Origin of the sequence: Alcaligenes aquatilis (genome assembly GCF_003076515.1) — a bacterium.
Classification (GTDB): domain Bacteria; phylum Pseudomonadota; class Gammaproteobacteria; order Burkholderiales; family Burkholderiaceae_B; genus Alcaligenes; species Alcaligenes aquatilis.
The window spans coordinates 798,859-823,589 of the sequence record NZ_CP022390.1 but is presented as its reverse complement, the minus strand read 5'-3'; the positions used below and the strand labels follow the sequence as shown (position 1 = coordinate 823,589).

General features: G+C 56.1%; 22 protein-coding genes. 8 read left to right on the top strand and 14 right to left on the bottom strand.

The genetic code is table 11. The features are described 5' to 3' along the window. Nucleotides 1–78: 78 nt before the first annotated feature. Nucleotides 79–1,749 carry a 2-isopropylmalate synthase gene (locus tag CA948_RS03855; RefSeq protein ID WP_108727379.1) on the bottom strand — a complete coding sequence of 557 codons (1,671 nt, stop codon included), beginning with the start codon at nucleotides 1,747–1,749 and terminating at the stop codon, nucleotides 79–81. Between the two features lie 285 nt (nucleotides 1,750–2,034). Here CA948_RS03855 and CA948_RS03850 point away from each other — a divergent pair, with 285 nt between their 5' ends. Further along, nucleotides 2,035–2,871: an AraC family transcriptional regulator gene (locus CA948_RS03850; protein ID WP_094196500.1), complete on the top strand. Its 837-nt coding sequence runs from the start codon at nucleotides 2,035–2,037 to the stop codon at nucleotides 2,869–2,871. Between the two features lie 222 nt (nucleotides 2,872–3,093). On the opposite strand, the gene CA948_RS03845 is transcribed toward CA948_RS03850, so the two are convergent. From CA948_RS03845 to CA948_RS03835, 3 genes are all read right to left on the bottom strand, one after another. Beyond that, on the bottom strand, nucleotides 3,094–3,282 hold the full coding sequence (locus tag CA948_RS03845; protein ID WP_108727378.1) for a hypothetical protein: 189 nt from the start codon (nucleotides 3,280–3,282) through the stop codon (nucleotides 3,094–3,096). Nucleotides 3,283–3,436: 154 nt separating this feature from the next. Beyond that, nucleotides 3,437–3,634, bottom strand: a complete 198-nt coding sequence (locus CA948_RS03840) for a YgaP family membrane protein (RefSeq protein ID WP_094196498.1) — start codon at nucleotides 3,632–3,634, stop codon at nucleotides 3,437–3,439. A 99-nt stretch (nucleotides 3,635–3,733) separates the two neighbouring features. After that, entirely contained in the window at nucleotides 3,734–4,045 is a 312-nt protein-coding gene (locus CA948_RS03835) for an ArsR/SmtB family transcription factor (RefSeq protein WP_094196497.1), read from the bottom strand. 118 nt (nucleotides 4,046–4,163) lie between these two features. Here CA948_RS03835 and CA948_RS03830 point away from each other — a divergent pair, with 118 nt between their 5' ends. Together CA948_RS03830 and CA948_RS03825 are read left to right on the top strand one after the other, a co-directional pair. Beyond that, a complete protein-coding gene (locus CA948_RS03830) occupies nucleotides 4,164–4,508 on the top strand; it encodes a carboxymuconolactone decarboxylase family protein (RefSeq protein ID WP_108727377.1) in 345 nt (114 codons plus the stop codon). Nucleotides 4,509–4,530: 22 nt separating this feature from the next. Then, a complete protein-coding gene (locus CA948_RS03825) occupies nucleotides 4,531–4,905 on the top strand; it encodes a DsrE family protein (protein WP_094196495.1) in 375 nt (124 codons plus the stop codon). Between the two features lie 207 nt (nucleotides 4,906–5,112). On the opposite strand, the gene CA948_RS03820 is transcribed toward CA948_RS03825, so the two are convergent. The 10 genes from CA948_RS03820 to CA948_RS03775 all read right to left on the bottom strand — a co-directional run bounded on the left by CA948_RS03820 (nucleotide 5,113) and on the right by CA948_RS03775 (nucleotide 16,470). Continuing rightward, on the bottom strand, nucleotides 5,113–6,153 hold the full coding sequence (locus tag CA948_RS03820) for a glucuronyl hydrolase (RefSeq protein WP_108727376.1): 1,041 nt from the start codon (nucleotides 6,151–6,153) through the stop codon (nucleotides 5,113–5,115). A gap of 4 nt (nucleotides 6,154–6,157) precedes the next feature. Beyond that, nucleotides 6,158–7,348 carry an MFS transporter gene (locus CA948_RS03815; protein WP_238988649.1) on the bottom strand — a complete coding sequence of 397 codons (1,191 nt, stop codon included), beginning with the start codon at nucleotides 7,346–7,348 and terminating at the stop codon, nucleotides 6,158–6,160. Further along, nucleotides 7,345–8,538, bottom strand: a complete 1,194-nt coding sequence (locus CA948_RS03810) for an acyl-CoA dehydrogenase family protein (protein WP_108727375.1) — start codon at nucleotides 8,536–8,538, stop codon at nucleotides 7,345–7,347. The genes CA948_RS03815 and CA948_RS03810 overlap by 4 nt, the downstream gene beginning before the upstream one ends. Beyond that, a complete protein-coding gene (locus CA948_RS03805) occupies nucleotides 8,535–10,196 on the bottom strand; it encodes an AMP-binding protein (RefSeq protein WP_108727374.1) in 1,662 nt (553 codons plus the stop codon). The genes CA948_RS03810 and CA948_RS03805 overlap by 4 nt, the downstream gene beginning before the upstream one ends. After that, the gene (locus tag CA948_RS03800; RefSeq protein WP_238988648.1) at nucleotides 10,193–12,007 is read right to left on the bottom strand and encodes a CoA transferase; all 1,815 of its coding nucleotides are present in this window, start codon (nucleotides 12,005–12,007) and stop codon (nucleotides 10,193–10,195) included. The genes CA948_RS03805 and CA948_RS03800 overlap by 4 nt, the downstream gene beginning before the upstream one ends. Before the next feature lie 83 nt (nucleotides 12,008–12,090). Beyond that, nucleotides 12,091–12,363: a MoaD/ThiS family protein gene (locus tag CA948_RS03795; RefSeq protein WP_094196490.1), complete on the bottom strand. Its 273-nt coding sequence runs from the start codon at nucleotides 12,361–12,363 to the stop codon at nucleotides 12,091–12,093. A 71-nt stretch (nucleotides 12,364–12,434) separates the two neighbouring features. After that, on the bottom strand, nucleotides 12,435–12,842 hold the full coding sequence (locus CA948_RS03790) for a M67 family metallopeptidase (RefSeq protein WP_003801262.1): 408 nt from the start codon (nucleotides 12,840–12,842) through the stop codon (nucleotides 12,435–12,437). A gap of 19 nt (nucleotides 12,843–12,861) precedes the next feature. Next, nucleotides 12,862–14,037 (bottom strand): molybdopterin-synthase adenylyltransferase MoeB, encoded by a 1,176-nt coding sequence (moeB, locus tag CA948_RS03785; protein WP_238988647.1) that lies wholly within the window; start codon nucleotides 14,035–14,037, stop codon nucleotides 12,862–12,864. 157 nt (nucleotides 14,038–14,194) lie between these two features. After that, nucleotides 14,195–15,430: an MFS transporter gene (locus CA948_RS03780; RefSeq protein WP_230018474.1), complete on the bottom strand. Its 1,236-nt coding sequence runs from the start codon at nucleotides 15,428–15,430 to the stop codon at nucleotides 14,195–14,197. 5 nt (nucleotides 15,431–15,435) lie between these two features. Then, nucleotides 15,436–16,470 (bottom strand): class I SAM-dependent methyltransferase, encoded by a 1,035-nt coding sequence (locus CA948_RS03775; RefSeq protein WP_108727370.1) that lies wholly within the window; start codon nucleotides 16,468–16,470, stop codon nucleotides 15,436–15,438. Nucleotides 16,471–16,644: 174 nt separating this feature from the next. On the opposite strand from CA948_RS03775, the gene CA948_RS03770 reads away from it, so the two are divergent. The 5 genes from CA948_RS03770 (at nucleotide 16,645) to CA948_RS03750 (ending at nucleotide 24,731) form a co-directional block, all read left to right on the top strand. Further along, nucleotides 16,645–17,622 (top strand): helix-turn-helix domain-containing protein, encoded by a 978-nt coding sequence (locus CA948_RS03770; protein WP_108727369.1) that lies wholly within the window; start codon nucleotides 16,645–16,647, stop codon nucleotides 17,620–17,622. A gap of 316 nt (nucleotides 17,623–17,938) precedes the next feature. Further along, nucleotides 17,939–21,124: a TonB-dependent receptor domain-containing protein gene (locus tag CA948_RS03765; RefSeq protein WP_108727368.1), complete on the top strand. Its 3,186-nt coding sequence runs from the start codon at nucleotides 17,939–17,941 to the stop codon at nucleotides 21,122–21,124. Between the two features lie 64 nt (nucleotides 21,125–21,188). Next, a complete protein-coding gene (locus tag CA948_RS03760) occupies nucleotides 21,189–22,067 on the top strand; it encodes a Slam-dependent surface lipoprotein (RefSeq protein WP_094196484.1) in 879 nt (292 codons plus the stop codon). Nucleotides 22,068–22,182: 115 nt separating this feature from the next. Next, nucleotides 22,183–23,670, top strand: a complete 1,488-nt coding sequence (locus CA948_RS03755) for a surface lipoprotein assembly modifier (RefSeq protein WP_108727367.1) — start codon at nucleotides 22,183–22,185, stop codon at nucleotides 23,668–23,670. Nucleotides 23,671–24,128: 458 nt separating this feature from the next. Continuing rightward, nucleotides 24,129–24,731, top strand: a complete 603-nt coding sequence (locus CA948_RS03750; protein ID WP_094196482.1) for an ATP-dependent Clp protease proteolytic subunit — start codon at nucleotides 24,129–24,131, stop codon at nucleotides 24,729–24,731.

Genomic DNA, 24,731 nt, shown 5'->3' with positions numbered 1-24,731 from the left:
AGCGCCTGGCCTTGAATGTGGCCCGCACTGATTGGTCGATTAATCAAGTAGCACGGACCACCGCACACCGTTGACTGCTTACGCCTTGACCTCCTCAAATCGCGCCGCCGCATTCATGACCGCCATCACACTGGCCGTGATGATATTCGCGTGTTTGCCCACGCCAAATTTCGATCCAGGCACACCCGGCATGACCGCTTCCACAATTGCCATGGCGCAGGCGTCTGCGCCAGAGCCCAGGCTGCGTTCCTCGTAGCTGTCAATACGCAAAGGCAGATTCAAGGCTGCCACCGTCGCCGCAATCGGGCCATTGCCTGCTCCGGTATAGGTTTCAGTCTGGCCATTGGCATTCACGCATTGCAGCTCTATACCCTGCTGCCCTTGTGCCTCATCGAACAGACGATGCGTACGGTAGCTTATGTTGCCTTGGCGCTGATTGGCTTGCAGATAGGTGGTTTCAAACAGTTCCCAGATCTGCTGGCTGTTCAACTCCGTTTCGCTGGAATCGGCAATCTGCTGAACAATGGCGCTGAACTCCACTTGCATGCGGCGCGGCATCACAATGCCGTAGTCGCGTTCCAGTAGAAAAGCGATGCCACCTTTGCCGGACTGGCTGTTAACACGCACGATGCTGTCGTAGGTGCGGCCCAAATCCTTGGGATCGACCGGCAGATAAGGCACGCGCCACGGGGCATCTTCTTTCTGCACCGCAAAGCCCTTGGCAATCGCGTCCTGATGAGAACCGGAAAAAGCGGTGAAGACCAGATCACCCACATAGGGGTGACGCGGGTGGATGGGCAAGGAAGTCGCCTCTTCCGCAATACGGGCTACTGCCGAAATATCGGAGAAATCCAGGTTTGGCGAAATGCCTTGGGTATACAGATTCAATGCCAAGGTCACCACATCCAGATTGCCACTGCGCTCGCCATTGCCAAACAGGCAGCCCTCAACACGCTGTGCGCCAGCCAGCATGGCTTGTTCGGCGCAAGCAACGCCTGTGCCACGGTCGTTATGCGGATGCACCGACAAGACGATATGTTCACGTCTATCCAGATGGCGATCCATCCATTCAATCTGATCGGCAAAAACGTTCGCAGTCGTCACTTCCACCGTGGTGGGCAGATTGATGATCATGGGTCGCGTTGGCCCCGCGTCCCAGGCATCAATGGCCGCGTTGCAGACAGCCAGCGACACGTCCAGTTCTGCCATGCAAAAGGTTTCAGGCGAATACTGCAACACCCACTCCGTTTCCGGGTGCTGGGCGGTCAGGCGCTTGAACAGCTCCACATGCTGCCGCACCATGTTTATGATTTGCGGCACTTCCATACCAAAGACAATGTCACGAAACGCTGGTGCGATGGCATTGTAGAAATGCACAATCACACGACGCGCCCCCGCCACGCTACGTACCGTGGTTTCAATCAGATCTTCACGCAGTTGGGTGATCACCATAGGCGTGACGTCATTCGGGATCATGCCCTCGTCAATCAGTTGACGAACGATATCAAAATCCGTTTGCGAAGCAGACGGAAAACCCACTTCGATTTCATTGAAACCAATGCGGACCAACTCCTGAAACAGGCGCAATTTGCGGTCGCGATTCATGGGCTCGAACAGGGCCTGGTTGCCGTCACGCAAATCGGTAGACAACCACACGGGCGCCTTGTTCAGGGTACGTTGTGGCCACTGGCGATCGGGCAAGTTGACGACGGGAAAGGGACGGTATTTGTGGGAAGGATCAGTCAGCATGAGAACCTCGAATATAGGGAATGACATACCTGGCTTCCCTGCTCCAAGGAGCTGGCTACAGTCGGGGTCAGGGGAAACCAGGATAGGACCATTCGCACACACAGGCGTACGGACCCCGACCGGATGTCAGGGCTAGTAGGCCTAGCGATAGCAAGTGCAAATAAGTCACAGCAGCTTCAATCCCAAAGTGCTTGATGAAGACGATAAAAGCACTTTAGACTGCAAGTCACTTGGCCTTCTATCAAAAAATAGTCATTTGTTTTATCTTTTTGGACATTTCTGAATATGGGCTACGCATCCCCTGAACGCGGTGGGCGGGCGCTGGACTTGTCGCACTCCGATACCTCGCCCTTGCTGGTCAGCGGGGTGATCGAGCATTACCCGGCCGGGCATGAAGTGCCCCGCCATCGCCACCACCGTGGGCATCTTTTGTATGCCACTGAAGGAGTGCTACTGGTGCAGGCCGATACCGGCCAGTGGCTGGTGCCGCCTACTACGGCCGTCTGGTTGCGCCCCGGTGTGCCGCATCAGCTCAACGCCACCACCGCAGTGAATGTGCATGGTTTGTTTATTGATGAAATTCTGGCCGCACAACTGCCGGACCATGATTGCGTGATCCATGTCACACCACTGGTGCGTGAACTGATTGCCGCGCTGGTGCAGGTAGTTCCGCAAGAGAACCCACCTTTACGAGACGCACTGCTGGGGCAACTACTGATCGAAGAGCTGCGCGTGCTCCATCCCCTGCCTTTTCATTTGCCCTGGCCGGAAGATGATTTGATGCGGCGAATTTGCGAAGACCTGGTGCGCTGGCCCGCCCAACAAAAAACGATGGATGAGGTGGCGCAGCAATATGCCTTGACGCCGAAAACCCTGCATCGGCGTTTTCTGAAAAGCACGGGGATGAATCTGGGGAAATGGCGGCAACAGATGCGGCTGATGGCCTCGATCCAGTTTCTGCTGCAAGGCAAGTCCATCACGCAGGCGGCGTTGGAAAGCGGCTATGAAAGCCTGAGCGCGTACTCAGTGGCCTTTAAAAAGACCTTTGCCTATCCGCCTTCAGAGTTTTTGGCGACCTTGAGCCAGTCTCCTGATAGGGAGCATGATACTGGCATGGTCTGAAGCCGATCTCTACGGCAAGAATGCTTGGCAGACTGCAGTAACTACTCAGTCCGCCAACCTGCTTCCTGCTTGATTGAATGCTCGATGTGGATATTCATCCGACTACCCCTAGGCCCATCTACAAGACCCATCACCCTCTTGAGCACTTCAAAAAACAAACCGCTCAGCAGAGACAAAAGTACGGCGCCAGCAGACTAGAACCGCGATAGCAACCAAGTATCATCAACTCTTGCAGACTTCCTGCCGCAATTGCTCTGCCGAGAGCTTGATCATCTTGCCGTTCTCCACCGACACCACCGAGGTATTGGTTTGCATGGCCACAAAACGTGCCGACTGCGCGGCACGCTCCAAGGCGGCCAGGGACGCCCGCAAGTCCGGGTTCTTTGCTTTGGAAATATCTTCTTTATTCATCTTTCGCTCCCCACTCCAACAGGACTGGCGCACTGCCTGCGTTATCGTACAAAATCCAAAGCAGTTTTTCAGGCAATAAAAAAGCTCCTTGAGCAGGATAAACCTTCCCAAGGAGCAGGCGGGGATGCCCCGCTATCAGGCAATAGGGGCTGACCTACTGACGCTTTTTCAGCGGGCAGGTGCTCAGACCCAGCATGGGGTACAAGGGGCAAAAACCAACCAGGCCCGTGATCAGGGGAATCAGGCCCAGCCAGCCCCACCAGCCGATGACATTCGTGACTGCCAGCGCAATCAGCACCACACCGACAAGGATACGGATAATACGATCTACACTACCGACGTTGCTTTTCATGGCTCATCCTCTCAACAAAAAAGTAAGGAAAAAACGGAGCGGGTGAAGGTACCTACACGCAGGATACTGATGCTGCCCAGCCCCCTAACACCCGCCGGTTCAGGGACAAAAAATATCCTTCAAGGTGCCAATCAACTTGGCGACGTTCGGGTCCTCAATCCGGTAATACAAGGTTTGCGCCTCGCGCCGGTAGCTGACCAAACCTTCCTGGCGCATGCGTGCCAGATGCTGCGACAAGGCCGAAGGGCTAAGCGTCACCATCTCGTTCAAGGCTCCCACACTCATCTCGCCTTGCTGAATCAACAGACACAAAATGACCAGACGCTTGGGATTACCTACCGCCTGCAACAAGGCGGCCGCCTGATCAGCACTTTCTTGCAAAAGCTCGATGTCGGATTTGCGTTGCATCATGGTTTATCCAACTTTTTACGCATTAATTTAGATAAATCTTAATTTAGCATATACTGAATTAATGCAGTCAATAATTTCAGCATTTCTTTGCTTTTATTAAGTACAAAGGACCTTACGCATGAGTGAAACCAGCTACAAACAATTAACCCACGGTATTTCCAGCAATCTGGCGCAACTGCGCCAGACACAACCCGATGTCATGAAGGGCTTTGGGGAAATAGGCAAGGCAGCCATGAGCGGTGGCGCTATTGATGCCAAAACCAAGGAGCTGATAGCCTTGGCAATTGGCGTGGCCACGCGCTGCGAAGGGTGCATTGGCTTTCACAGCAAGGCACTGGCGCACATGAACGCCAGCCTGGAGGAAGTCCATGACGCCTTGGGCGTTGCCATTTATATGGGCGGTGGCCCGTCCGTGATGTACGCCGCCAATGCGGTTGCCGCTTTTAATGAATTCAAGTCTTGAACCGGAAACAAGGAGAACTGTGATGCCTAAACCCGCTGCTTTCGTATCCACGCTGTTTCATGCACAGGGCAATCCCGACAAAGTGACCGTGGCTCTGACCATGGCGGTCAATGCCGTTCAGAAAGGACATAGCGCCTGCCTGATTCTGATGGCTGAAGGGGTCGCCCTGGGTGTACCCGGCGCCGCTGACCCGATCCGTATTGGCGAGCCTTTTGAACCGGCAGCAGATCTATTGAAGAAGTATCTGGAGCAAGGTGGACGTATCGCTGTGTGCAAGTCCTGCATGGTGCATAACGGTCTAAGCGCCGAGCAGATGGACCCACGCTTTGAAATTATTACCGCACCGGATGTGATCGACCTGCTGATGGGGGCAACAGGGTCCTTACAGATTTCCTGATTCGCTGCATCGCCCAATGCCATGCAGGCCAACACCCTTTCTGTGTGTTGGCCTGCTTTTTCTGCACGACAGGATATTGCTATTGCGTACGGCAATCGTGCTTGGCATCCTCGTTTTATGGACCGGCCTTAGGCCAGGAAACGTACACCATCGATTTCGCGGCCCCCTCGATCACGCAAAGGGGCAAGTAACCGAACTATCAGTCCATCAAGCCAAATGCGCCAACAAAGCCTCCAGCAAAAAGAAGCTGGCGCAAGCCGACTCCACTAACTCCGACTGCCCCGGCGCAACCTTATAAAGATGCCCCACAAAACGACCTGTCTCACTTAACTCAGGGGTCAGCAAGGCATCCAGATACAGGCGCGATTGCTCGTGCAGCCATTGTTGCTCCGGCAAAATCTGCCACAGCTCATACATAGCCAAAGAAGCAATCGCCCAGGCCGAGCGGTCCACAGGACTCAGTGGGGACTTCTGCCTCAAAAAACCATGTGCATATTTCCCCCAACGCTCGTGCCAATAGCGACAAGCCTTCAAAGCCGCGTGAGCATAGGACGCTCTGTCGTACAGACGCGTGGCGCTTGCCATGCCCAACATGGCCCAGGCTTGCCCTCGTTGCCAGGTTTGAGCGCCCTGCTCGGCCAGCACATCGTTCCCGCGTAGCAAGACGGTATCGCGCCAGGCTCCGCTACGCTTTTGCAAGTAACGCAGACAAGCATCCACATGCCATTGCCCAAATTGACGCGCCACCGGCCCACCCTGTGCATTCAACACCAACAGCGTCGGCGCCAACGCATCCACATTCAACAAGTGATTACCTGATTCTCCGCCCCCCATCCCAGAACCCAGGGGCCAGAAGCCACTGGAGGCATCGAAACTGTTCAGCAAGGCTTGGGCAGCCAGATCTACATTCGCTTCCGCCTGCCTATTCCCATGCCAGATACTGCCTAAGCCAGCGCCATACCAGAACACAAAGCTGCGATTGATACTGGGCTCTTGCAGCCAGACTTGCAGCTTCTGGCTCCAGCGCAGCGCCTGGCGTTTGTCCTGCTCCCGACCGCTGATCAGGGCACGTCGCCACCATAATCCAGCCCAGAAGCCCCCCAACCAGGATCCACGCCGCGACAAGGTCCATTGCTCGGACGAGGACTGTCTGAACAAGGGAAACTGCTCCCCACATTGCTCGGCAACCTGATCCATATTGGCAAAGATAGCCTGTATGCTGACTGATCCCAAGACATCGACAGACATTGCATCACTCTCCTTTCGCGATGCGACGCACCTGGTACAGAATCAGGCACAATAAGCTGGCGCACACCAAAATACCCATCAAAAACGGCCAGGTGGCGGCAAAACCTTCGGGCGAGCGCAGCAGCACGCCAAACAAGGGCGGGCCAAAGGCGAAGCCACCAAAAAACCCGACGGACAAAAGCCCTGCCGTGCGGGCGGGAGCACCAAAGCGGGCATCACGCAACAACATACTCATGGCAATTGCATTGGTCGCAACCAGGGTCAAGCCAATCACCAAAACCCCTACCCCCAAGGGCCACAGCCTGTCCGCGGCGGCCATCATCATCAGCAACAAGGCCACAATCGGGATCACAAACAGGATGCCAAGCAGCAAGGTTTCATCGCCGAAGCGGGCGGCGATAGGCGTCAAAAGAACGCGGGACACAATCCCCATCACCCCAAAGCCACTGACCAGCATCCCGATCCAGTACGGCGACACACCCAACTGCTGGGCAAAAACGCCCAGAAAAGTGATGAAGGACGACAGCACCAGCCCCGCGCACAACTGAATGGCCATCAACAGCCAAAGCTGTGGGCTGGGCCAAGGCAAGCGCCAGGACATGCTGCCGGCGACGGTATTGGCTCTGGCAGGCAAAAGCTGCAAGGCAAAATAGGACAGGCACAACATGGCAGGCACCCACACCACAAACGCCCCCCGCCACCCCAGCTTGTAGGCCAGGGTGGGCAGGACCAGACCGGCCAGCAAGGCCGAAGCCTGCACGCCGGATTGCTTGATACCGACCAGCCCGGCCTTGCGCTCTGCCGGAACCAACTGGGCAATGGCCTGATTGGTCACCGGGTTCGCCAAGGACTGCGCCAGGCCGCACAAAAGCAAGGCTGTCAGCACGCCCCAGAAACCCGGCAATACCGCGATCAAACTAAAGGACATGGCCACCAGCAGGAACAGCAAAAACAAACCTTGCCGATTACCCATGCGCTGCACCAAGGCCCCCGCCCACGGCGAGAGCAAGGCAGCCAGACCAAAGGTGCTGGTGGTCAACCAGCCCAATTGTTCACGCGAGATGTCCAGATCCTGAATGATTTGCGGACCCAGGACGCCGATAGCGTAAAACACCATCATGGGCATGCCCATCGCCAGCGTCATCAAACTGGCCAGCACCCAGGGTGAACGACCTGCCCGTGTCGATAACATCATGCGACTGCCTTGTTCATCTCTACTGTTTCTTGAATGGCGGAGTGCGCTTGCAGCAAGTGCTTGCCAACCGTGCTGATCAAGGCATCGTCCGCCCCATCCAGAATATGCGTGGTACGCGCTGCCCGGTAGATGCCGGACAAGGGACTCCAATCGGCCAACCCTTCGGCCCCCATGATCTGGATGGCGGAGTCTGCCGCCTCGCTGACCGCATCCGACGCCGCCAGCTTGGCCACATTCACCTCCACCGAATTGGGTAAACCCGCATCGAACTTGATGGCTGCTTCGCGCAGCAAGCAGCGGGCCGAAATAATGGCGCGGTACACCTGATAGACCCGCGCCCGAACCAGTTGCTTGTCCGCCAGACGGGCCAATTCTCCGCGCTCTGAATGAATGCGCTCGCACATGATGTCAAAGCTGCGTTGGGCCAAGCCCAACCATTGCACGGATCGCAAAATGCGGCCCAAGGCCAGACGCTTTTGCATCAGGGCAATGCCCTGCCCGGCGCTGCCCAGAACATAGTCCTCTGGCACGGTCACATTGTTGAACAGCAGCTCGTTTTGCCCCTGATAACGTCCCAGCAAGGGCAAGGGGCGTACGACTTTAAAGCCCGCTGCGTCTGTGGGCACGATCACCATGGACAAGGACTCATTCACTGGGCCATCCGCGCTACGCGCCACCACGGTCGCAAAGCTGGCCAGTTGCGCCCGGCAAATAAACCACTTGCGGCCATTCACATGCCATTGCCCGTCTTTCAGGCGAGCCTGACATTGCATGGTGGCGGGAATCGAACCAATGCTGTCCGGCTCGGACATGGCATAGCTGGACACCGCATCGCCCTTGAGCAAGGGTGTCAAAAAGCGCTGTTTGACGCTGGCCGAGCCATGATGACTCAACATATACGCGTCCAGCGTGGCATCCGCCCCGAAAATACCGGGGCCATATTCAGAACGCCCTTCTTGTTCAGCCACGGGCAAGTATTCGACCAAACTGGCGATTCGACCACCACGATGCATGGGGTAGAAACTGCCAAACAAACCGGCCTGTTGGGCGCGACGCGTCAGGTCCAGGGTCAGCTCGCGGGCCAGATTGTCCCCCTGAGCCAGAATGCCCTCGTTAGGAATGATCTCGGTATCCACAAACTGCCGCAGCTTGCGGCTCAAGGCCGCACTGGAAATAGCAAAGTGACTCATGCGGCCATCCCTGCTGCAGTCTTGGCCCCGGAACCTAAAGCGGCAGCGTCAGCAGCCAAGGCGCGCTTGTCAATCTTGCCCGCAGGCGTCAGCGGCAAGCTGCGGTAAAAACGCAGATACTCGGGCAGCTTGTTCACTTCCAGGCCCTGTTCACGCAAGAAGTCGGTGATCTCTTTCAAGGAGAAACGCGGCACGCCTTCCCGCACCGTCACGCACAAGCAAATACGCTGGCCCAGGTCCGCATCGGGGACCGGCACGCACGCCACGGTAACCACATCCGGGTGAGCCATGACCAGCCCTTCAATTTGCACCGGACTGATATTGGCACCACCACGAATGATGATGTCTTTCTTGCGACCGGCCAACACCAACTGCCCTTGCGTATTGATATAGCCTAGATCACCCGTTTTCACCCAACCCTGCTCGTCCCGATACTGCGCATCCAACTCCGGGGCATTCACATATTGCATGGGGCTCAAGGGACCGCGTGCCGTGATTTCGCCTACTTCACCGTGCGGCACTTCGGCACCCTCGTCATCAATCAGACGGATCTCGCACACTTGCGGATTGGGGGCCCCCACACTGCTCAAGACCACGTCGATGGGATCGTCCAGCGTGTTGTGGCAGTTAACCCCATCAGCCGAGCCGTACAGGCTGATAAAGCCGCACTCAAACGCTTCCACGCAACGGCGCACGGTAGCTTCGTCAATGACGGAGCCGCCCACAATCAAGCCGCGCAAACTGGCTTTATCGGCTTTTTCCAGCTCGGGCGCTGCCGCAATACGCTGGAACATGGTGGGCACGCCCAGAATGAAGCTAGGCTTGAAGGCATTGATGGCGGCAATCGCACTAGGTACATCAAACTTGGGCAAGACCACCAAAGAACCACCTAACCAGCACAGCACGCCAAAGGTGGCCGTAGAGCCAAACGACGAGCCCAGCGGCACCAGATACATGCCCCGGAACTCCACATCGTTGGGGGAAATGCGTTGCAGGAATCGGCCGCGCCCGCCCACCAGGGCATTGTGCGAATACGCCACCAGCTTGGGCTCGGATTCGGTACCGGAGGACACCAGCAAACGTACCGGCGAATTGGGGGACACCTCGGGTAATTCGGACAAGGCCAAAGGCTCGCCCTCGAACAGGGAATCCAAGGTCAGCCAGCCCGGACGCGATGGGCCTTGCACGATCAGAACACGCAAGGACAGCAACGTCGGCCGCAAGGACTCGATCACGTCGCACAAATCAATGCCTGCATATTCATGCGGCACAATCACCGCCCGTGCATCGCAACGACGCACCAGCGATTGAATATCCAGCTTGCCCCGTCCGGGTGGGAAAGGCGCCACAATCGCCCCCAACGCGGCGGCGGCCAGGTCAATGGCGCAGCACACCCAATGGTTGCTAAGCTGATAGGCCACCACATCGCCCGCCATAATGCCCGCACGACGCAGATTAGCTGCCAGACGCAGGGCCGCATCCATCAAGGCGCTATAGCTGATATTGCCTTGTGGCGAGAGCACCGCCAGCTTGTCCGGATGCGCCTGGGCTTTTTCCGCGAACAGCGTAAAGACCGGCTTGTTCGGGTAGGTACCGTCCTCTATCCAGCGTTGGCGCAATGACGCGGGGACCAGATCGATGATGCCAGCGTGATTCATACAAACCTCCAGGGAGAATTAACAGACGAATAGCCCTTGTCATGGAAATGGGACGCCAGGCGTGGATCAGCACGCAGTTGCGCCAGATTGCCTGGGACGTGGCGGGCCGGTATGCCCAGCACATCCAGTTGCGCCTCCAGGCTCAGGGCAGACTGGGACAGAAGACGATCCGGCAAGACCGTCCAAACGGCATCGGGCGACACATTCAGCCACCCGGCCAGCGCGTGCAAATGCGTTTGATCCTGGCAGTCGATGACCATAAAGCCATCGCCCGTCTGGAACACCGCCGACACGCCGGTTTTACTAATAGGAGAGGCGGCCTGGGCCAGATGATCGGCCGTGGCCAGCAAGGAACTGTCTACCCGCAAGCCCGACCCGCTCAGGCCCCGGCGCAGCAAGGCGGCACTGATACCCAGCGCGGCCATCACGCCGCCCAGCACATCCAGCACCGTAAACAAAGACCCACCCCGTGCATCCGAGGTTTGAGAAATGGTGTGAGCAATGCCCGACCAGGCTTGCACCGTGAAGTCCGTGCCCGGTGCGTCCACTTGCTCCTGCCCCCAACCGCCCGCATAGGCGTAGACCAGATCCGGGCGCACCGCATGCAAGTCCTGAGCATCCAGTTGCAGTTCGGCCGCCTTGCCCGGCGCCCAGTTATGCAGGAACACATCGGACTGACTCACCAGCTCGTAAATGGCCTGGCGGCCTTGAGCCGACTTGATGTCCACTTCCTGCACCGTCTTGAGTTGATTGAGCGCATCAAAACGCACCGAACAACCATCCACGCAAGGCGGCATAGCACGCAAGGGATCGCCACCGGGCGGTTCCAGACGGATCACTTCCGCCCCCAGGAGCGCCAGCAAATGACCGGCAATCGGCCCTTGAATCCGGCGGCAAGACTCCACTACCCGCAAACCGCGCAAGGGCAAATCGGCGTTGGACGGCAAGGCGCGCAAGAAGGAGTCAGACGCGGCATGAATCTGATGCTGCCACAGACCAGCCAAGGCCGCGTAATCACTATCGCTCTGGCGTTGAGGCGGTGTACGCACCGGCAAAATGGCCATTCCTGTTTGCACGGCCAATTCCTGCAAGCGGGCAAAGTTCAACGCTCGCAAACGGCGTAAACACGTCTCTGGCATAGGGCACACCGCCTTGGCATAACGCAGCAAAAAGGCTTTCCAGGCCTGACCAGCCAAATCAGCCGGTACGCCCACCGCTTCCCAAAAGGCGCGCCAGGGTCGGGGGTCCAGCGTTTCCAACTCGAAGATCACACCGTCTTGCGAGACAAAGGGCGGCCGCAAGCCGGGATCGTAGCTGCCTGCCAATAACTGCTCGGGATCCTGGGCCGCCGTTGCCCCGGCCAAATACTGACCGATACTGAGCAAGCCACAAGCCAAGGGCGAGACCGACACCGTGGAGAAACGCCCGCCACGCAACTGGCCCAAGGCGGCTGCCAAGGTCGCCTGCAAGCTCATGGCTGAACTGAGCACAGCCAGATAATCCAGGCCCAAGGTACCCGACGGACCACTGGAGCGTCCATGCACGGACAAGATACCGCTGGCAGCCTGCATGCTCAGCTCGCTGATCGCGGCTTGCGTCATGCCGCCCGCCTCGGTTTCCAGACGCGTGCTAATCGTTCCAAAATCAGGCGAATGCAGGCTGAATGCTGCTTCGTCTTGCTGGCCTGCGGCTTGCTCGGACAAACCCAGCAATCGGGCCTGACGGCTCAAGGCAGCGGGCAAGCCCTGCCAGTACGGGGGCGGTGAGCCCATCTGCCAACGTAATCCGCAGCCATGTAGTAATTCAGACATAGTTCCAAACCAGAGTGATGCACACGCCAAGTGCTGATTGCAGAAACCAGCACTTGCACCATGAAAATCCAGACCAGGCGGTCTTAGCCCCCTGCCACGGCAGGCAGTACGGTCAGGCTGTCGCCAGCGCAGGTGGCAGTTTTCAGGCCATTGCTGAAACGGATGTCCTCTTCGTTTACGTAAATGTTCACAAAACGGTGCAGGTCTTCGCCGCTCATCAGACGTGCCTTGATGCCGGGAAACTGACCTTCAAGATGCTCGATCACTTCGCCTACCGAAGTGCCCTGGGCCTGGACTTTCTTCTCGCCATTCGTCAATGGACGCAGCAAGGTCGGGATAGAGACTGAAATGGACATGCTTAAAACTCCTTTGAAATAGTGGTTTCCAACAGCCGGGACGCACGCCCCCTTAGGAGCGACGCTGTTCCCTAGACAATCACAATGGTTTCTTCGGTCACACCGCCATCGATAATCCGGAAGGATCGAACCGGCACCGTGGCCTGATCCCAGGTGGACACGATCAGGTAATGCAGTTCGGGATGGCCCGCAAAATCAATGTCGTCCTTGCTGGGAAAAGCCTGGCTGGCGGTATGGGAGTGGTAGATCACGCAGCACTCCTGATCGTCCTCATCCAGACGGCGGTAGACCTGAAATTGCTCGCGCGAATCGAACTGATAAAACACCTCCGAGGCCGCCCGGTTTTGCATGGGCAGCACACGTTCAGCCACCAGCGAGCCTTCCTGGGCGGCAATCAGTCCGCATGCCTCGATGGGGTGATCCTGCTTGGCATGATTCAGAACTTGTTCCAAGGCAGAACGACGAATCTGCAAGGCCATGATGTGCTCCTTCCCGAACTTAGTAAGACGCCAATTCGGGAGCGACCTGCTCTACCCAAGCCAGCACGCCACCTTCCAGATTGCGCACCTTGGGGGCATTCAACTTGATCAACTCTTCGCACACGGCCTTGGAGCGCGCACCGGAGCGGCACGAGATCACCAGATCCGCATTCGGACCAAAGGCAGCCAGAATCTCGGCAGCGACGGTGGGAGACTTGGGCATCAGAATGGCGCCAGGAATGTTCACGATTTCCCATTCATTGGGATCGCGTACGTCCACCAGGACGGGGGCTTGCGCTTGGTCCAGCCGTTCTTTCAGCTCCAACACCGTCATGACAGGCACGGGAATGGTCATAGCATCAGCAGGTGGGTTCAGGCCGCAGAAGGTTTGGTAGTCACCCAACTCAGTGACCGGCGTACGATTGGGCAGGCGACGGATAGGCAGTTCGCGGTAGCACATATCCAATGCGTCATAAGCGATCAGACGACCGATCAAAGGATCACCAATGCCGGTAATCAACTTGATGGCTTCGGTGGACATGATGGAGGCAATCGAGGCGCACAAGACACCAAACACCCCGCCCTGCGCGCAAGAGGGAGCCAGCTCGGGGGGTGGCGGTTCGGGGTACAGATCACGATAGTTCAAGCCTATTCCACCGGGCGCGTTTTCCCAGAACACCGAGACCTGGCCTTCAAAGCGGAAAATCGAACCCCAGACATAGGGTTTGTCGGCCAGCATGCACGCATCATTGACCAGATAGCGGGTCGCGAAGTTATCGGTGCCGTCCAGAATCAAGTCGTAGCGCGAGAACAGCTCGACCGCCGTATCCGGTTCCAAGCGGTCGGTATAGGTTTCTACCTTGATGTGGGGGTTGAGCTTTTGAATCGCACGCTTGGCGCTTTCCACTTTCAGCTCGCCAATGCTGTCTACGGTGTGAATGATCTGGCGCTGCAGGTTGGATTCATCCACTCGGTCAAAGTCGATGATGCCCAGTGTGCCCACCCCGGCCGCGGCCAAGTACAGCAAGGTGGGCGAACCCAGGCCCCCCGCCCCGATGACCAGCACTTTGGCATTTTTGATGCGGCGCTGGCCTTCCATGCCCACATTGGGAATCAAAAGGTGACGGCTATAACGGTTCACCTCTTCGCGGCTTAAGGGCTCACCGGGTTCAACTAAAGGGGGCAAGGTCATCATGACTCCTGGTTAAATACATATGAATACGAACAAGACTTATTCTCAAATATGACCGAACATGGCACAATAGCCTTCGGGCTCTAATTTCTATGCAAAACGGAGCAAAAACGATGAACGCCAACGCAGCCTATGTACGCCGGCGTTTTCAGCAGAGGATTTACTGGCTGCGCAGCAACACTTCAGTGCTGGCACCAACGCTGTGGCGGACGCGCCAAGCCAGTACAAAGGCGAACAGAACGCCTAAGGTCAAGGCACCCAGCATGACGACTTGCCCGAAGCGGTCCAGCACAATGCCCGCCGCAATCGGGACAGCCATGCGCGCCAAGGTGAAGATGGTCGACTGCAAACCGTAGTCGGAAGCATTGCGCTGTCTACGGGTGAAAAACATAGTCAGGCCAAACAGCAAGGCCGACACCGCCCCCATGCTGGCAGCAATCAATAGGGCACTGCTGATCAGCCACACCGGGCCCAGCTTGGCCCAGACCGAGACCATCAGCAGAACCAGAGACAGCAAAGCCGCCAGCAGATAAATAGGAATGGCACGCGCGGCACCCAGGAATGAGGCCAAACGACCACCAATCAGGCTGAACACGGCACCGGTAATGCCACCAGCAATCCCGACCGTCCAGGCTACCTCTTCCAGGGGCATGCCCTGGTCCAGCATCAAGGGTTTCAAGTAAAACCAGACGGCACCAATAAAGGGAAAGCTGGTCAGCAGCAAGCTGGTCCATTGCTTGGCCCCTTCCTGCCCAAAAAAACTGACCCAATCAGCGACAAAACCAGGCGGCGCCTGCTCGGCCTCTGCCACGTGCAAGCCCGCTTTAGAGCGCAGAAACACAAAGGGCAAACAACCCACAACCAGCCCCAGGCCCATCAAGGCGAACGGTGCCTGCCAACCCCAGCGGGCCTGCACCAGCACCATCACCCCTGCCCCAACAATCGCGCCCAGAAACAAGGCGGCAGAACGAATACTGCCCGCACGCAACTGTTCCTCGCGCGGCAGGTATTGCACGGCCAAGGCATTCAAAGGGATGTCCATCCAGGTCGCCACAATGCTGATGGCAAACGTCAGGGCAAACAGCAGGGTCCGCTGATCAATCAGATTCTCGCGGCCTATGCCTACATACAAAGCCAGCAACAAGACCGCCATCAACCACAGCCAATGCACAAAATGCCCGCCCCCCAGGCGAACGCGCTGCACCGGCATGGCCAGCACCAGCTTGAAAACAGCGGGCAAGGCCGCCAACTGAAACAAGCCTATCTCAGTGCCGGACCAGCCATGCTGGCGCATCACCAGGGGCAGGCCCAGCATCAAATAAATACTGGGGACAGCCAGCACCAGATTCATCCAGCCAAACAGCAACTGTGCCCCCCACGCTTTCCACGTCTTCATTCTCATCACCCTTTGCACGCCTTGCGCGCAATCAATGCAGTGACGGGCGCAACCGGAAAGCGCACCTCATCAAACTGCTGAACCTCATCAAATCCGGCTTGTTCCAGCAACTGGGCCAACTGCCCTTCCGGCAGCACCTGGCGGCCTTGCATACGCATATGCAGGTAGTAATGCAAAATCCGTTTGGCCTTGCTGACTTCCTTATGCACTTCGGCGTGACAGCACACCAGCACCCCACCGGGGCGCAAGGCGCGATACAGACGGGCCAGCAAAGCGGGAATGTCCGGCACAAAATGCAGCACGGAGGAGCACCAGATCAGGTCGTAATCCGCCCCGAAATCGTCCACCAGCAGATCACCGGCCAAGGTGCTGACACGCGTTTCCAGGCCGGCATCAAGAATTTTTTGCTGAGCGACGGCCGCCGCTGCTTCGTACTCGAACACCACGGCATTCAAGTCCTGCTGCTCTTGTGCCAAGGCAATAGCCACCAGGCCCGGCCCACCGCCCAAATCCAGCAAACGTTGCGCCCGCCAGAACTGCGGCACGGCCCCAAAAATCTCACAGGCCACCTCAGCCGTTACCGCCGTTTGCTCCTGGGCAATTTGCGAGCGCGCCGCCGCTGCCCAACCTTGCTGAATCAGGGCCGGATCCGCCGGAGGCGATTTGCCATTACGCAGCAGCTCTTCCAACTGATTGCCCACCTGGCGCAAAACGCCATGCCGAAACAGCAAGGCATCGCCACAATATTGCGCCGAACCCGGATTCAGATAACGCGCCGTTTGGGGCAGGCTGCGATAGCGTCGCGGACAGGTCCACTGACACTCCAGCAATTCCAGACTCCACAACAACTCCAGCAGATAAGCGGTGTTGTCAGCGTCCCACTTGAGCACAAGCGCCAACTCCTGGGCAGCGATAAACTGATCCAGATGCGCAAACACCCCATACCCCAAAGCCAGGTTCAAGGCATCGGCACTTAAGCCCGCCAATTGCGCGTCCCAACAGGCTTGCAGCGCATGCGACTGCAACAATTGCTCCGGCAAAACAACGTCTCCTTGCGATCGATCCAGCACTGTTTTTCCCTCCGTAAATTCCACAATGGCCCTTCCCTCTGCCATGACAGCTAGAAATGATATATATTTAATGAGAATTATTTGCATTAAGATCTATGCTGAACGGAGCAATTCATATGCGAGGCGCTTTTAGCAGGAGAAATGATGAATACGCGCAAATGTGGCTATCGCTTAACCACGGATGAACCCAGATCATGCCGCGCTCTGAGCGATGGCCGAGTCCGGCTGCAACTTCCCGAAGAACTGGGCCACTGCTATTCCGAATGCGTGGAGCTGGAACACGGGTTTTTGTTAGGCCGTTTGCACTATCACCCCAGCCGATCGCTGGTTGAAGAAAGCAACGGCCCTCATGCGGGCCGTGTCATTGTGGTGACCGTGGGTCTGCAAGGACAGTCGGCCTATCAGGGACGGGAGAGTTCAGACCTGCTGTTCAAGGCAGGCCATACCACGGTGACAGCTTTCCGATCTCTGCGGGGGGAACGCCACTATCAAGAGGACCAGTCCGTATCGCAATTACGTCTGGTCATCAGCGAGGCGGCCTTGAACAAATACGTGGGCTCGGAACGCGCCACCCAATTGATGGATTGCGTGGGACTGCATCGTCTGTCTTTTCATGCCAGCAGCCAGGCCACCATGGCCCATGCTGCGGCACTGGCACGCTATATGCAGCCGTGCACCCCGGAGCAGCCCATTCATCACCACAGGCTGAACCTGCAAATCCATGCACTAAGCTTGCTGGCCGAGCAGTTCAACCGCCTGGCTCCGCCCGACGCCCCCAACAGCGCCCCGCTGTCGGTGGATGATATTCAGCGGGTTGAGCGAGCACGCGATTTGCTCAGTTCGCAACTGGACCAGCCAATCACGGTGGAGTATCTGGCTACGACGGTAGGCATTAACGAGCACAAACTTAAAGAAGGTTTTCGCTATCTGTACGACAACACGCCTATCGGCCTGCTGCTGGAACTGCGTATGCGCAAAGCCTATACCTTGCTGGAGTCCGGCCAACAAGTGGCCCAGGCTGCCTGGCAAGTGGGCTACAAATACCCCAATAATTTTTCCGTCGCCTTTACACGCTACTTTGGCCGCTCACCCAAATCCATTTTTGGCAACAAGCGCGCCTAAACCCTTGTATTTCCGCTGTTTTCGGCCTCTTTATTCATAGAGGCCCACCCTTCTTTTCGGGCCGCCCCCTGCGGCCCTCTCCCTGAAAAGTTCCCCTTCTGCTTTGACAAGTTCCTGCCATTGCAGCGGATTTCCGGTTCTGCATAGGAATTGCTCCGTCCCGCATATCAATCTAAGTGATAATTATTCTCATTAATAGGAATAATATCCCCGTGCCATTCCCCACCTTTTGAGACAAGGGGTGAACCTGGCCAACAAACGGGAGCCTTTCCCCACGACAGATTGTTATTTTTCACACGGAGCCCTGGTTCGTTCTATGTCCGCTACCCTTTCCCCCCTACACAAAAAACACGCGCTCAAGCCGCTGGTGTATGCCTTGATTCTGGCCTCCTGGGCCGGGCAGACACAGGCTCAAAGCGTGGGCAGCGCCCCACCCTCTTCCCGTCAGGATGAGAGCCAGGAAGACACGGACCGAGCCACTCGCCTGGACACCATTACCGTCGTACGAGAAACCCGCGATGAGGCGGGTAAAACCGATGTATTCGAGAAAGACGTCTCCAATGTGTACGCCGGCAAGGAGGAAATCGAGCTATACAAGGGCAGCTCCGTGGGGGACTTGTTCAAGGGCCTGAATGGTGTGTATGCGGGGGACTCGCGCAATAGCGGCGCGCTGGACCCGAACATTCGCGGTATCCAGGGTGAAGGCCGCATTCCACTGACGATTGACGGCACGGAACAGGCCACATCAGTCTGGCTGGGACCGGCCGGGGTCGCCAACCGCAACTATGTTGATCCCAATATGATCAGCAGCATTCTGGTGGAAAAAGGCGTGTCGGCAACGTCGGGGGCCAGCGGGATTGGCGGATCGGTGCAGATCCGCACGCTGCAGGTGGAAGATATTGTCAAACCGGGTGAGACCTTCGGGATTGAGCTGAAGGCGGAGACAGCGACGAATTCAACCAAGCCGAATGAGCGGGCTTTTGGGATTTTCGGAAAGGACTATCGCGATATTCCGGGGGCGGTCTTTGATAGAGGAGGCCTCAACAGCGTTGTTCTACCTGAGTACATTTCTGCAGACCGTATGCCGAAAGTCGGGAATAGCGGCAAGAACTTCAACTTTGAAGATCACTCCTATCGTCTGGCCATCGCCACGCAACAAGAACATTTTGACCTGTTGGCCGCCTACAGCTACCGCAGTCGCGGCAACTATTACAGCGGTAAAAAGGGTAGCGAGAAGTACGAGAACGACACTTGGCAAGAGGACGCAAATAGCGACTACAACCCGTCGTACTCCTTCCCCAGAGTGAGCTACATCGCCAAGTACTACCGTCCTGGTGAAGAAGTTCTGAACACATCCAGCGAACTGGAAACCACGCTGCTGAAAGGCACGTTGCGCCTACCTCATGATCAAGCCATTGATATGAGCTACATGCGCAGCAACCATACCTTTGGCGAAAACGTGCCATGGAACGTGGTCTGGGCCATCCACGCCCTGGATGGCTATGGCGAAAAAAATATCCTCCAAACCGAAAACCCGTATAGCAAGGTCAAACAAGACACCTGGAACCTGAACTACTCCTGGAATCCCGAAGGCAGTCGTTTCATCAACTTGAAGGCCGGAGCCTGGATTACCCAAAGCGATAGTGAGCGTCATCAGAATGGCGACGTCATTTATGGGATTCAAGGCCAAGGTCTTAATTACGGACGCGATGGTGACTGGGACAACTACACAAATTGCCATGTCCTGGGCACAAACGGCTCTGAATGCGCTTGGGTACCGCCTACCGCCCCAGAAAAGCTGCCCAATACAGACGGACGTTTCAACATCATCCCCAGAGCCTTGCAAATTACCGACCATAGGCGTAGCGGGCTGAACCTTAGCAACGCCATGACTTTGCACCCAACTCTGGATCTGAGCTTATCGGCTGATTTCACACGAGAAAAGCTCAAGCAGCATGACGCGTCGGAGAAGCTCGAGCACCTGAATGAATTGACCTGGGGCGTGAACCACATGGGGCCTCGCTCGGGGACACGTCAGCAATGGAATTTTGGTTTTAACTTCGACTGGCGGCCTGTGGACTGGCTGCAGGTGAATGCTGGTGCACGCTATAGCGACTACTGGTCGTACGACGACAAGCTGGCCGAAATGCGTAGTCAGCAGCATAAAAACTGGGCAATTCAGCCTGCTCTGAAAGGCTATAACTACCAGGTTCAGCGCTTAATGAGCAACCAAGAAGTTGCTGATTACGAAGGCCAAATCATTGAAAGAGAACTCCCCCTGTACAAGCAATATGAAGAAGACTGGCAGTTCATTTCCGATTTAGATCCGAGCATGCTGGAGGCCGTTTTCGGGCATACAAGCAAAAAATCATTTGAAGAAATACTAGGCGATTCATTTCATAAAGGAAAAATTAACGGCTATCGCTATACCGAAGAAACGGTTTTTGTTCCCTCTGGCGAAAGTCACAAAGGTTTTACTGCCAATAACCCCTTTACCAATGGCGAAATTGACTCAACAGAGCAAGTCACCGATGCGCAGGGACAAAAAGGCACAGTAGACAAATACATTGCCTCGATAAGCAATCGCAAACCTGTTTACCAAGACGAATCTGAAATACCCAACAAATGGGAAGAACCTAAAAAACAAAAAGACCATGCTTGGGTTCCTCACATCGGGCTGACAGCCTTCATTACAGACGATATTCGTCTTTATGCCCGTTACAACGAATTTGTACGCTTTCCAAGCCTGTTTGAATCCTCCATGGCATTGGCTGGCGGCAGCAAGCGCTCGACCGGGGCAGCTACTCGTCCTGAACATGCCTACAACTGGGAAATCGGCTATGTCCACAATCTGAGCAGCTACTTCCCAAGCCTGGAATATGCAGACGTCAAGATCAATTACTTCAACAACCGGATCAAAGACTATATAGACCGGGACTGGGACTTCAATACCGTGCAGTTTGCCGAGAAGAAAATGTCCGGTATTGAACTGCAAGCTCGCGTGGATAGCGGTAAATACTTTGCGAACTTTGGCGGCACATACCGCTTGAAGCAACAGCTCTGCGACGCCGACTACGCCCAGACGTTTATGCCCATCCCTGGAGCCGCAGGAAGCGACAACATTCCTGCCTGCGTTGATGGAGGCTTCCCTCGCACCTTTGCCAGAACCAGTCTGCAACCGCAGTACTCCCTGAATCTGGATGTCGGTGCACGCCTGCTGGAAAAGAAACTACTGCTCGGAGCACGTGCGGTGTATCACAGCGCTGCGAAAAACAAAGATGAAGGCCATTTTGGTGGCCTTGGCTGGGCATTTAACAGAACGAACTACTGGAACCCCATTTTGGTGTTCGATGCCTACGCCAGCTATCAGGTACAGAAAAACCTGAATGTGGACGTGGCAATCAGCAATCTAACTAATCAGTACTACCTGGACCCTATGGCCCGCACCTCTATGCCGGCCCCTGGACGGACAGTGCGTGTCGGTATGACAGCACGTTTTTAAGTTAATCGGTTTTTTTGGTCGTTTTCGTAAAAACGCCCTTTTTCTTCACTTAATGGAGTTCGTAATGAAAGCAAGTCTGAATGTACAAAAACTGGCTATTGTTTCGGCTTTCCTGCTGGCCTCCGCCAGCAGCTTCGCTGCCCCCGTCGCTGGTGGTTCCTCGAAAGCATTTGTAGTGGCTAATAAAGAGTCCACAATGATGGCTCAAGGCGAAGCTGGTATCTCCATGCCAGGTACTGACCCATATGACGCCACCAAACAATCGGGTGTGGTGAGCTTCAAAAGCGGTCCTCTTTGGCAAACCAATCAAGTGCTGGGTGGTGCTGATGGCAACGGATATATTCAAATGCCCTTGGGAACAAACATTGCTGAAACATGGCGCCATACCATCACCAGCGGTGTAGGAACAGGCACTCAAATTTACGCCTATCGCCAACTGAACAATCCTCTGCCGGGCTACCCCCACTTCGGTGGCGAAGTAGTTGCCAAGGTTTCCGGCCAGGAAGTGTATTTTGGTGAGTGGGCTCCCCGCATAGCCGGCACACCTCCAGCAAGCAGCACGGATCTGAACCTGAGCCATGCTGACCGCACGGTGTTCTACACTGGCGAAAACCCAACTACAGCCATGCCTAACCTGGTCAATGCCAAGTACGATGTTGTAGGCGTCAACCAGTACAACCCTGGCACTCAAGCAGGTATCTCCAAAGGCACCCTGACCGCCAACTACGGTGGTGGTACAGGTACCCTGGCTGGTCTGGTTGGTACTGTTTTGTTTAATGGCACAACCATTGCTTCCGATGGCTCTTTCGCTAAAAACTTTAGCGGTAGTACAGCCAAAATTGAGGGCCAATTCTACGGCGCAGCCGCTGACGCCTTGGCAGGTATTTACTACAACCCAGCCAACGGTGCCAATGACATGGCCTTCGGCGGTGCAAAACAGTAATCCGCCTCTGACAACACCCTAGTGTTGCCATAAGAAAAGGGGGATCGACAAGCTCGATCCCCTTTCTCTCCGGACCCTGCGTCCATCTCCCCTTTTTCTTGCAAGGTTTTCATTCATGCATGGGCGAGCCCTTCCCCTTTTGTGCCTGCTGCTGGCCATGGCATCCAGCGCGGTGCAAGCCAACGACGACGATACGCGCCGACTTTTGAATCAAATCGACCGCAATCTGAACGAACGCGAACGCTCCCATTTAGTGGAAGAAACCCCGCCCGATGGGGACCCCTCGGCCCTGATCACCATCAACGGCACAACCTATAGCGTCGATGCCACGCTGACCGATCTGGAACCGGCCATTTATGTCGCCATCAATCTGCAACAGTGGGCCAAGGTGGATCAGTTTGTAGAAAAGTATCAGGAGCTGCCCGGCCACAACCCTGCCCTGGTGCTGATGGCTCAAGGGATGGTGGCCCGTAGCAAGGACAATCACAGCCTGGCGATCAGCAAGCTGCGCCAGGCTCAGGAAAGCGATCCCACTATGATGCGCGCCAAGCTGGAGCTGGCACGCCTGCTGTTCGAGGACTATCAATCCAGCGAAGCCAAGGAACTGTTCAGCCAGATTTCCTCTGCCGGTATTCCGGATGAAGTGCGACCCGTGATCGAAGGCTTTCAGGGTGCCCTGCAAGACCGCAATGCCTGGCACGGTTCAGCCTCGATTGGACTGGGCTACAACAGCAATATCAACAAAGAAAACGGCCAGGAAGACACCTTCTTTACCTGCTATTTCTTTGGGTGCTTTCCGTCAGTGCGCAAGATGCCGGACCCGGTCAAATCCACGGCCATGGTCTACGACCTGACCTTGAACCGGCGTTTCCAGCTAAGCGGCAACCACAATCTGCTGCTGCGCGGCCTGAGCTACGGCAATCTGTACGACAAGCACAAGCAAGCCGAGCCCAAGGACATTTATTACAGCGACAACACCAGCATTATTTACGCGGGCTACAACTATCAGGACGCTAAAAACGACCTGTCGATTACGCCCTTGTTCGAGAACAATTACACCAACCGTCGCACCAGCTATCAGTCCTGGGGTGGGCGCGTGGACTGGAAGCACAATCTTAGCGACAGGCTGCAAGTGGGCGTGAATGCCCAGCACAAGAGCCTGTCCTACAAAGGCGATTTACGGCAGTACTTTGAAGGCGTCAAAGAGAACCAGATAGGCTTGTACGGCTCGTATCTGATCGATGCAAAAACCGTGGTCTACGGGGGCCTGAATTACACCCGTAATCTGCAGTCTCAGCAAACCGCACAAAGCCGCAGCTATATGGCAAATCTGGGAATTTACAGGGCCTTTGATGCAGGCTTGAACATCAACGCCACGGCACTGTACCGGCAGACCCGTCACGATGCCGAGGACTTGTTCTTGGGTGGGCTGCGCAAGGACCGGCAACAGATTTATATCCTGAACGTGGGCATGCCACGCTTTGCGTTCCAAGGCATTACGCCCAATCTGTATCTGAAGCACACCTTCAACAACAGCAATATCGACTGGGCCTTCAAATACAAGCAAACCGAAGTCGCGCTGAAGCTGGAAAAGCGTTTTTAAGCAGGGACTTCTTCGACCTTGGCAACTGATCTGGTGCAGTCCCGTTTTAGCATCAAGCGCCTGAAGCGACAGGTATCTTTTTTAGTGACAGGGGGCGTCGTGTCACTGTTGAGAGAAGCGTTTCCAATGAGCTATCGGGGTTCTGTGGCAGGTCTCCAGGCCCAGCCACAGCTTGTAGATCAGCGCCTTTCTCGGATGCTGATCCAAGAAGCAGGACGATAGGGTCTTGTTCTCCCGATCAAATACCAAACAAGCATGAGACTATGACGAACATGCAGGGCAAACCACCCTGCTGTTGATTTGTCTGCCTGCTCGGAACGCGCTTGGGCGCCCCCAGCCCGGACAAAAAAAACCACAAAAATTGCCAAGTGAAAGCCCGGTTGATCATCAGTCGGGATATAGTCGAGCAATCGATTTTCCTTAGCAGACAGAACACGTATCCCTTGGAGTCTTCACCCATGCTTGGCCAAGAAAAAGAAACTCGCTCTGATACCAGCCCTCAAGATAGCGCCTTTCTGGAAGAAAAAGCCTTCCGCGCCCGTACTGTGCTGGTCTTTGGCACCATCACGGATAAGCTCGCCTCGGAAACCGTGCGCAAGCTGCTGGCGCTGGATGCCGAATCCACCGCCCCCATCACCATGATCGTGTCCTCGCCCGGTGGTCACCTGGAATCGGGCGACGCCATCCACGATGTGGTGCGTTTTATTTCCTCGCCCGTCACCATGGTCGGTACCGGTTGGGTTGGCAGTGCTGCCACCCACCTGTTCCTGGGCGCGGCTCGCGAGCGCCGCGTATGCCTGCCACAAACCCGTTTTCTGATTCACCAGCCCAGCGGTGGCGCCGGTGGTCAGGCCAGCGATATGGCCATTCAAGCCCAGGAAATCATGAAAGCGCGCGAACGTATCGCTCAAGTGATTGCCCGTGAAACCGGCCAACCTATCGAGCGTGTGCGCGACGATATCGAACGCGACAAATGGATGAGTGCCGAGGAAGCCATAGAATATGGCCTGATCTCACGCATCATTGAACGCCGTGACGAACTGCTGCCTGCCAACAAATAA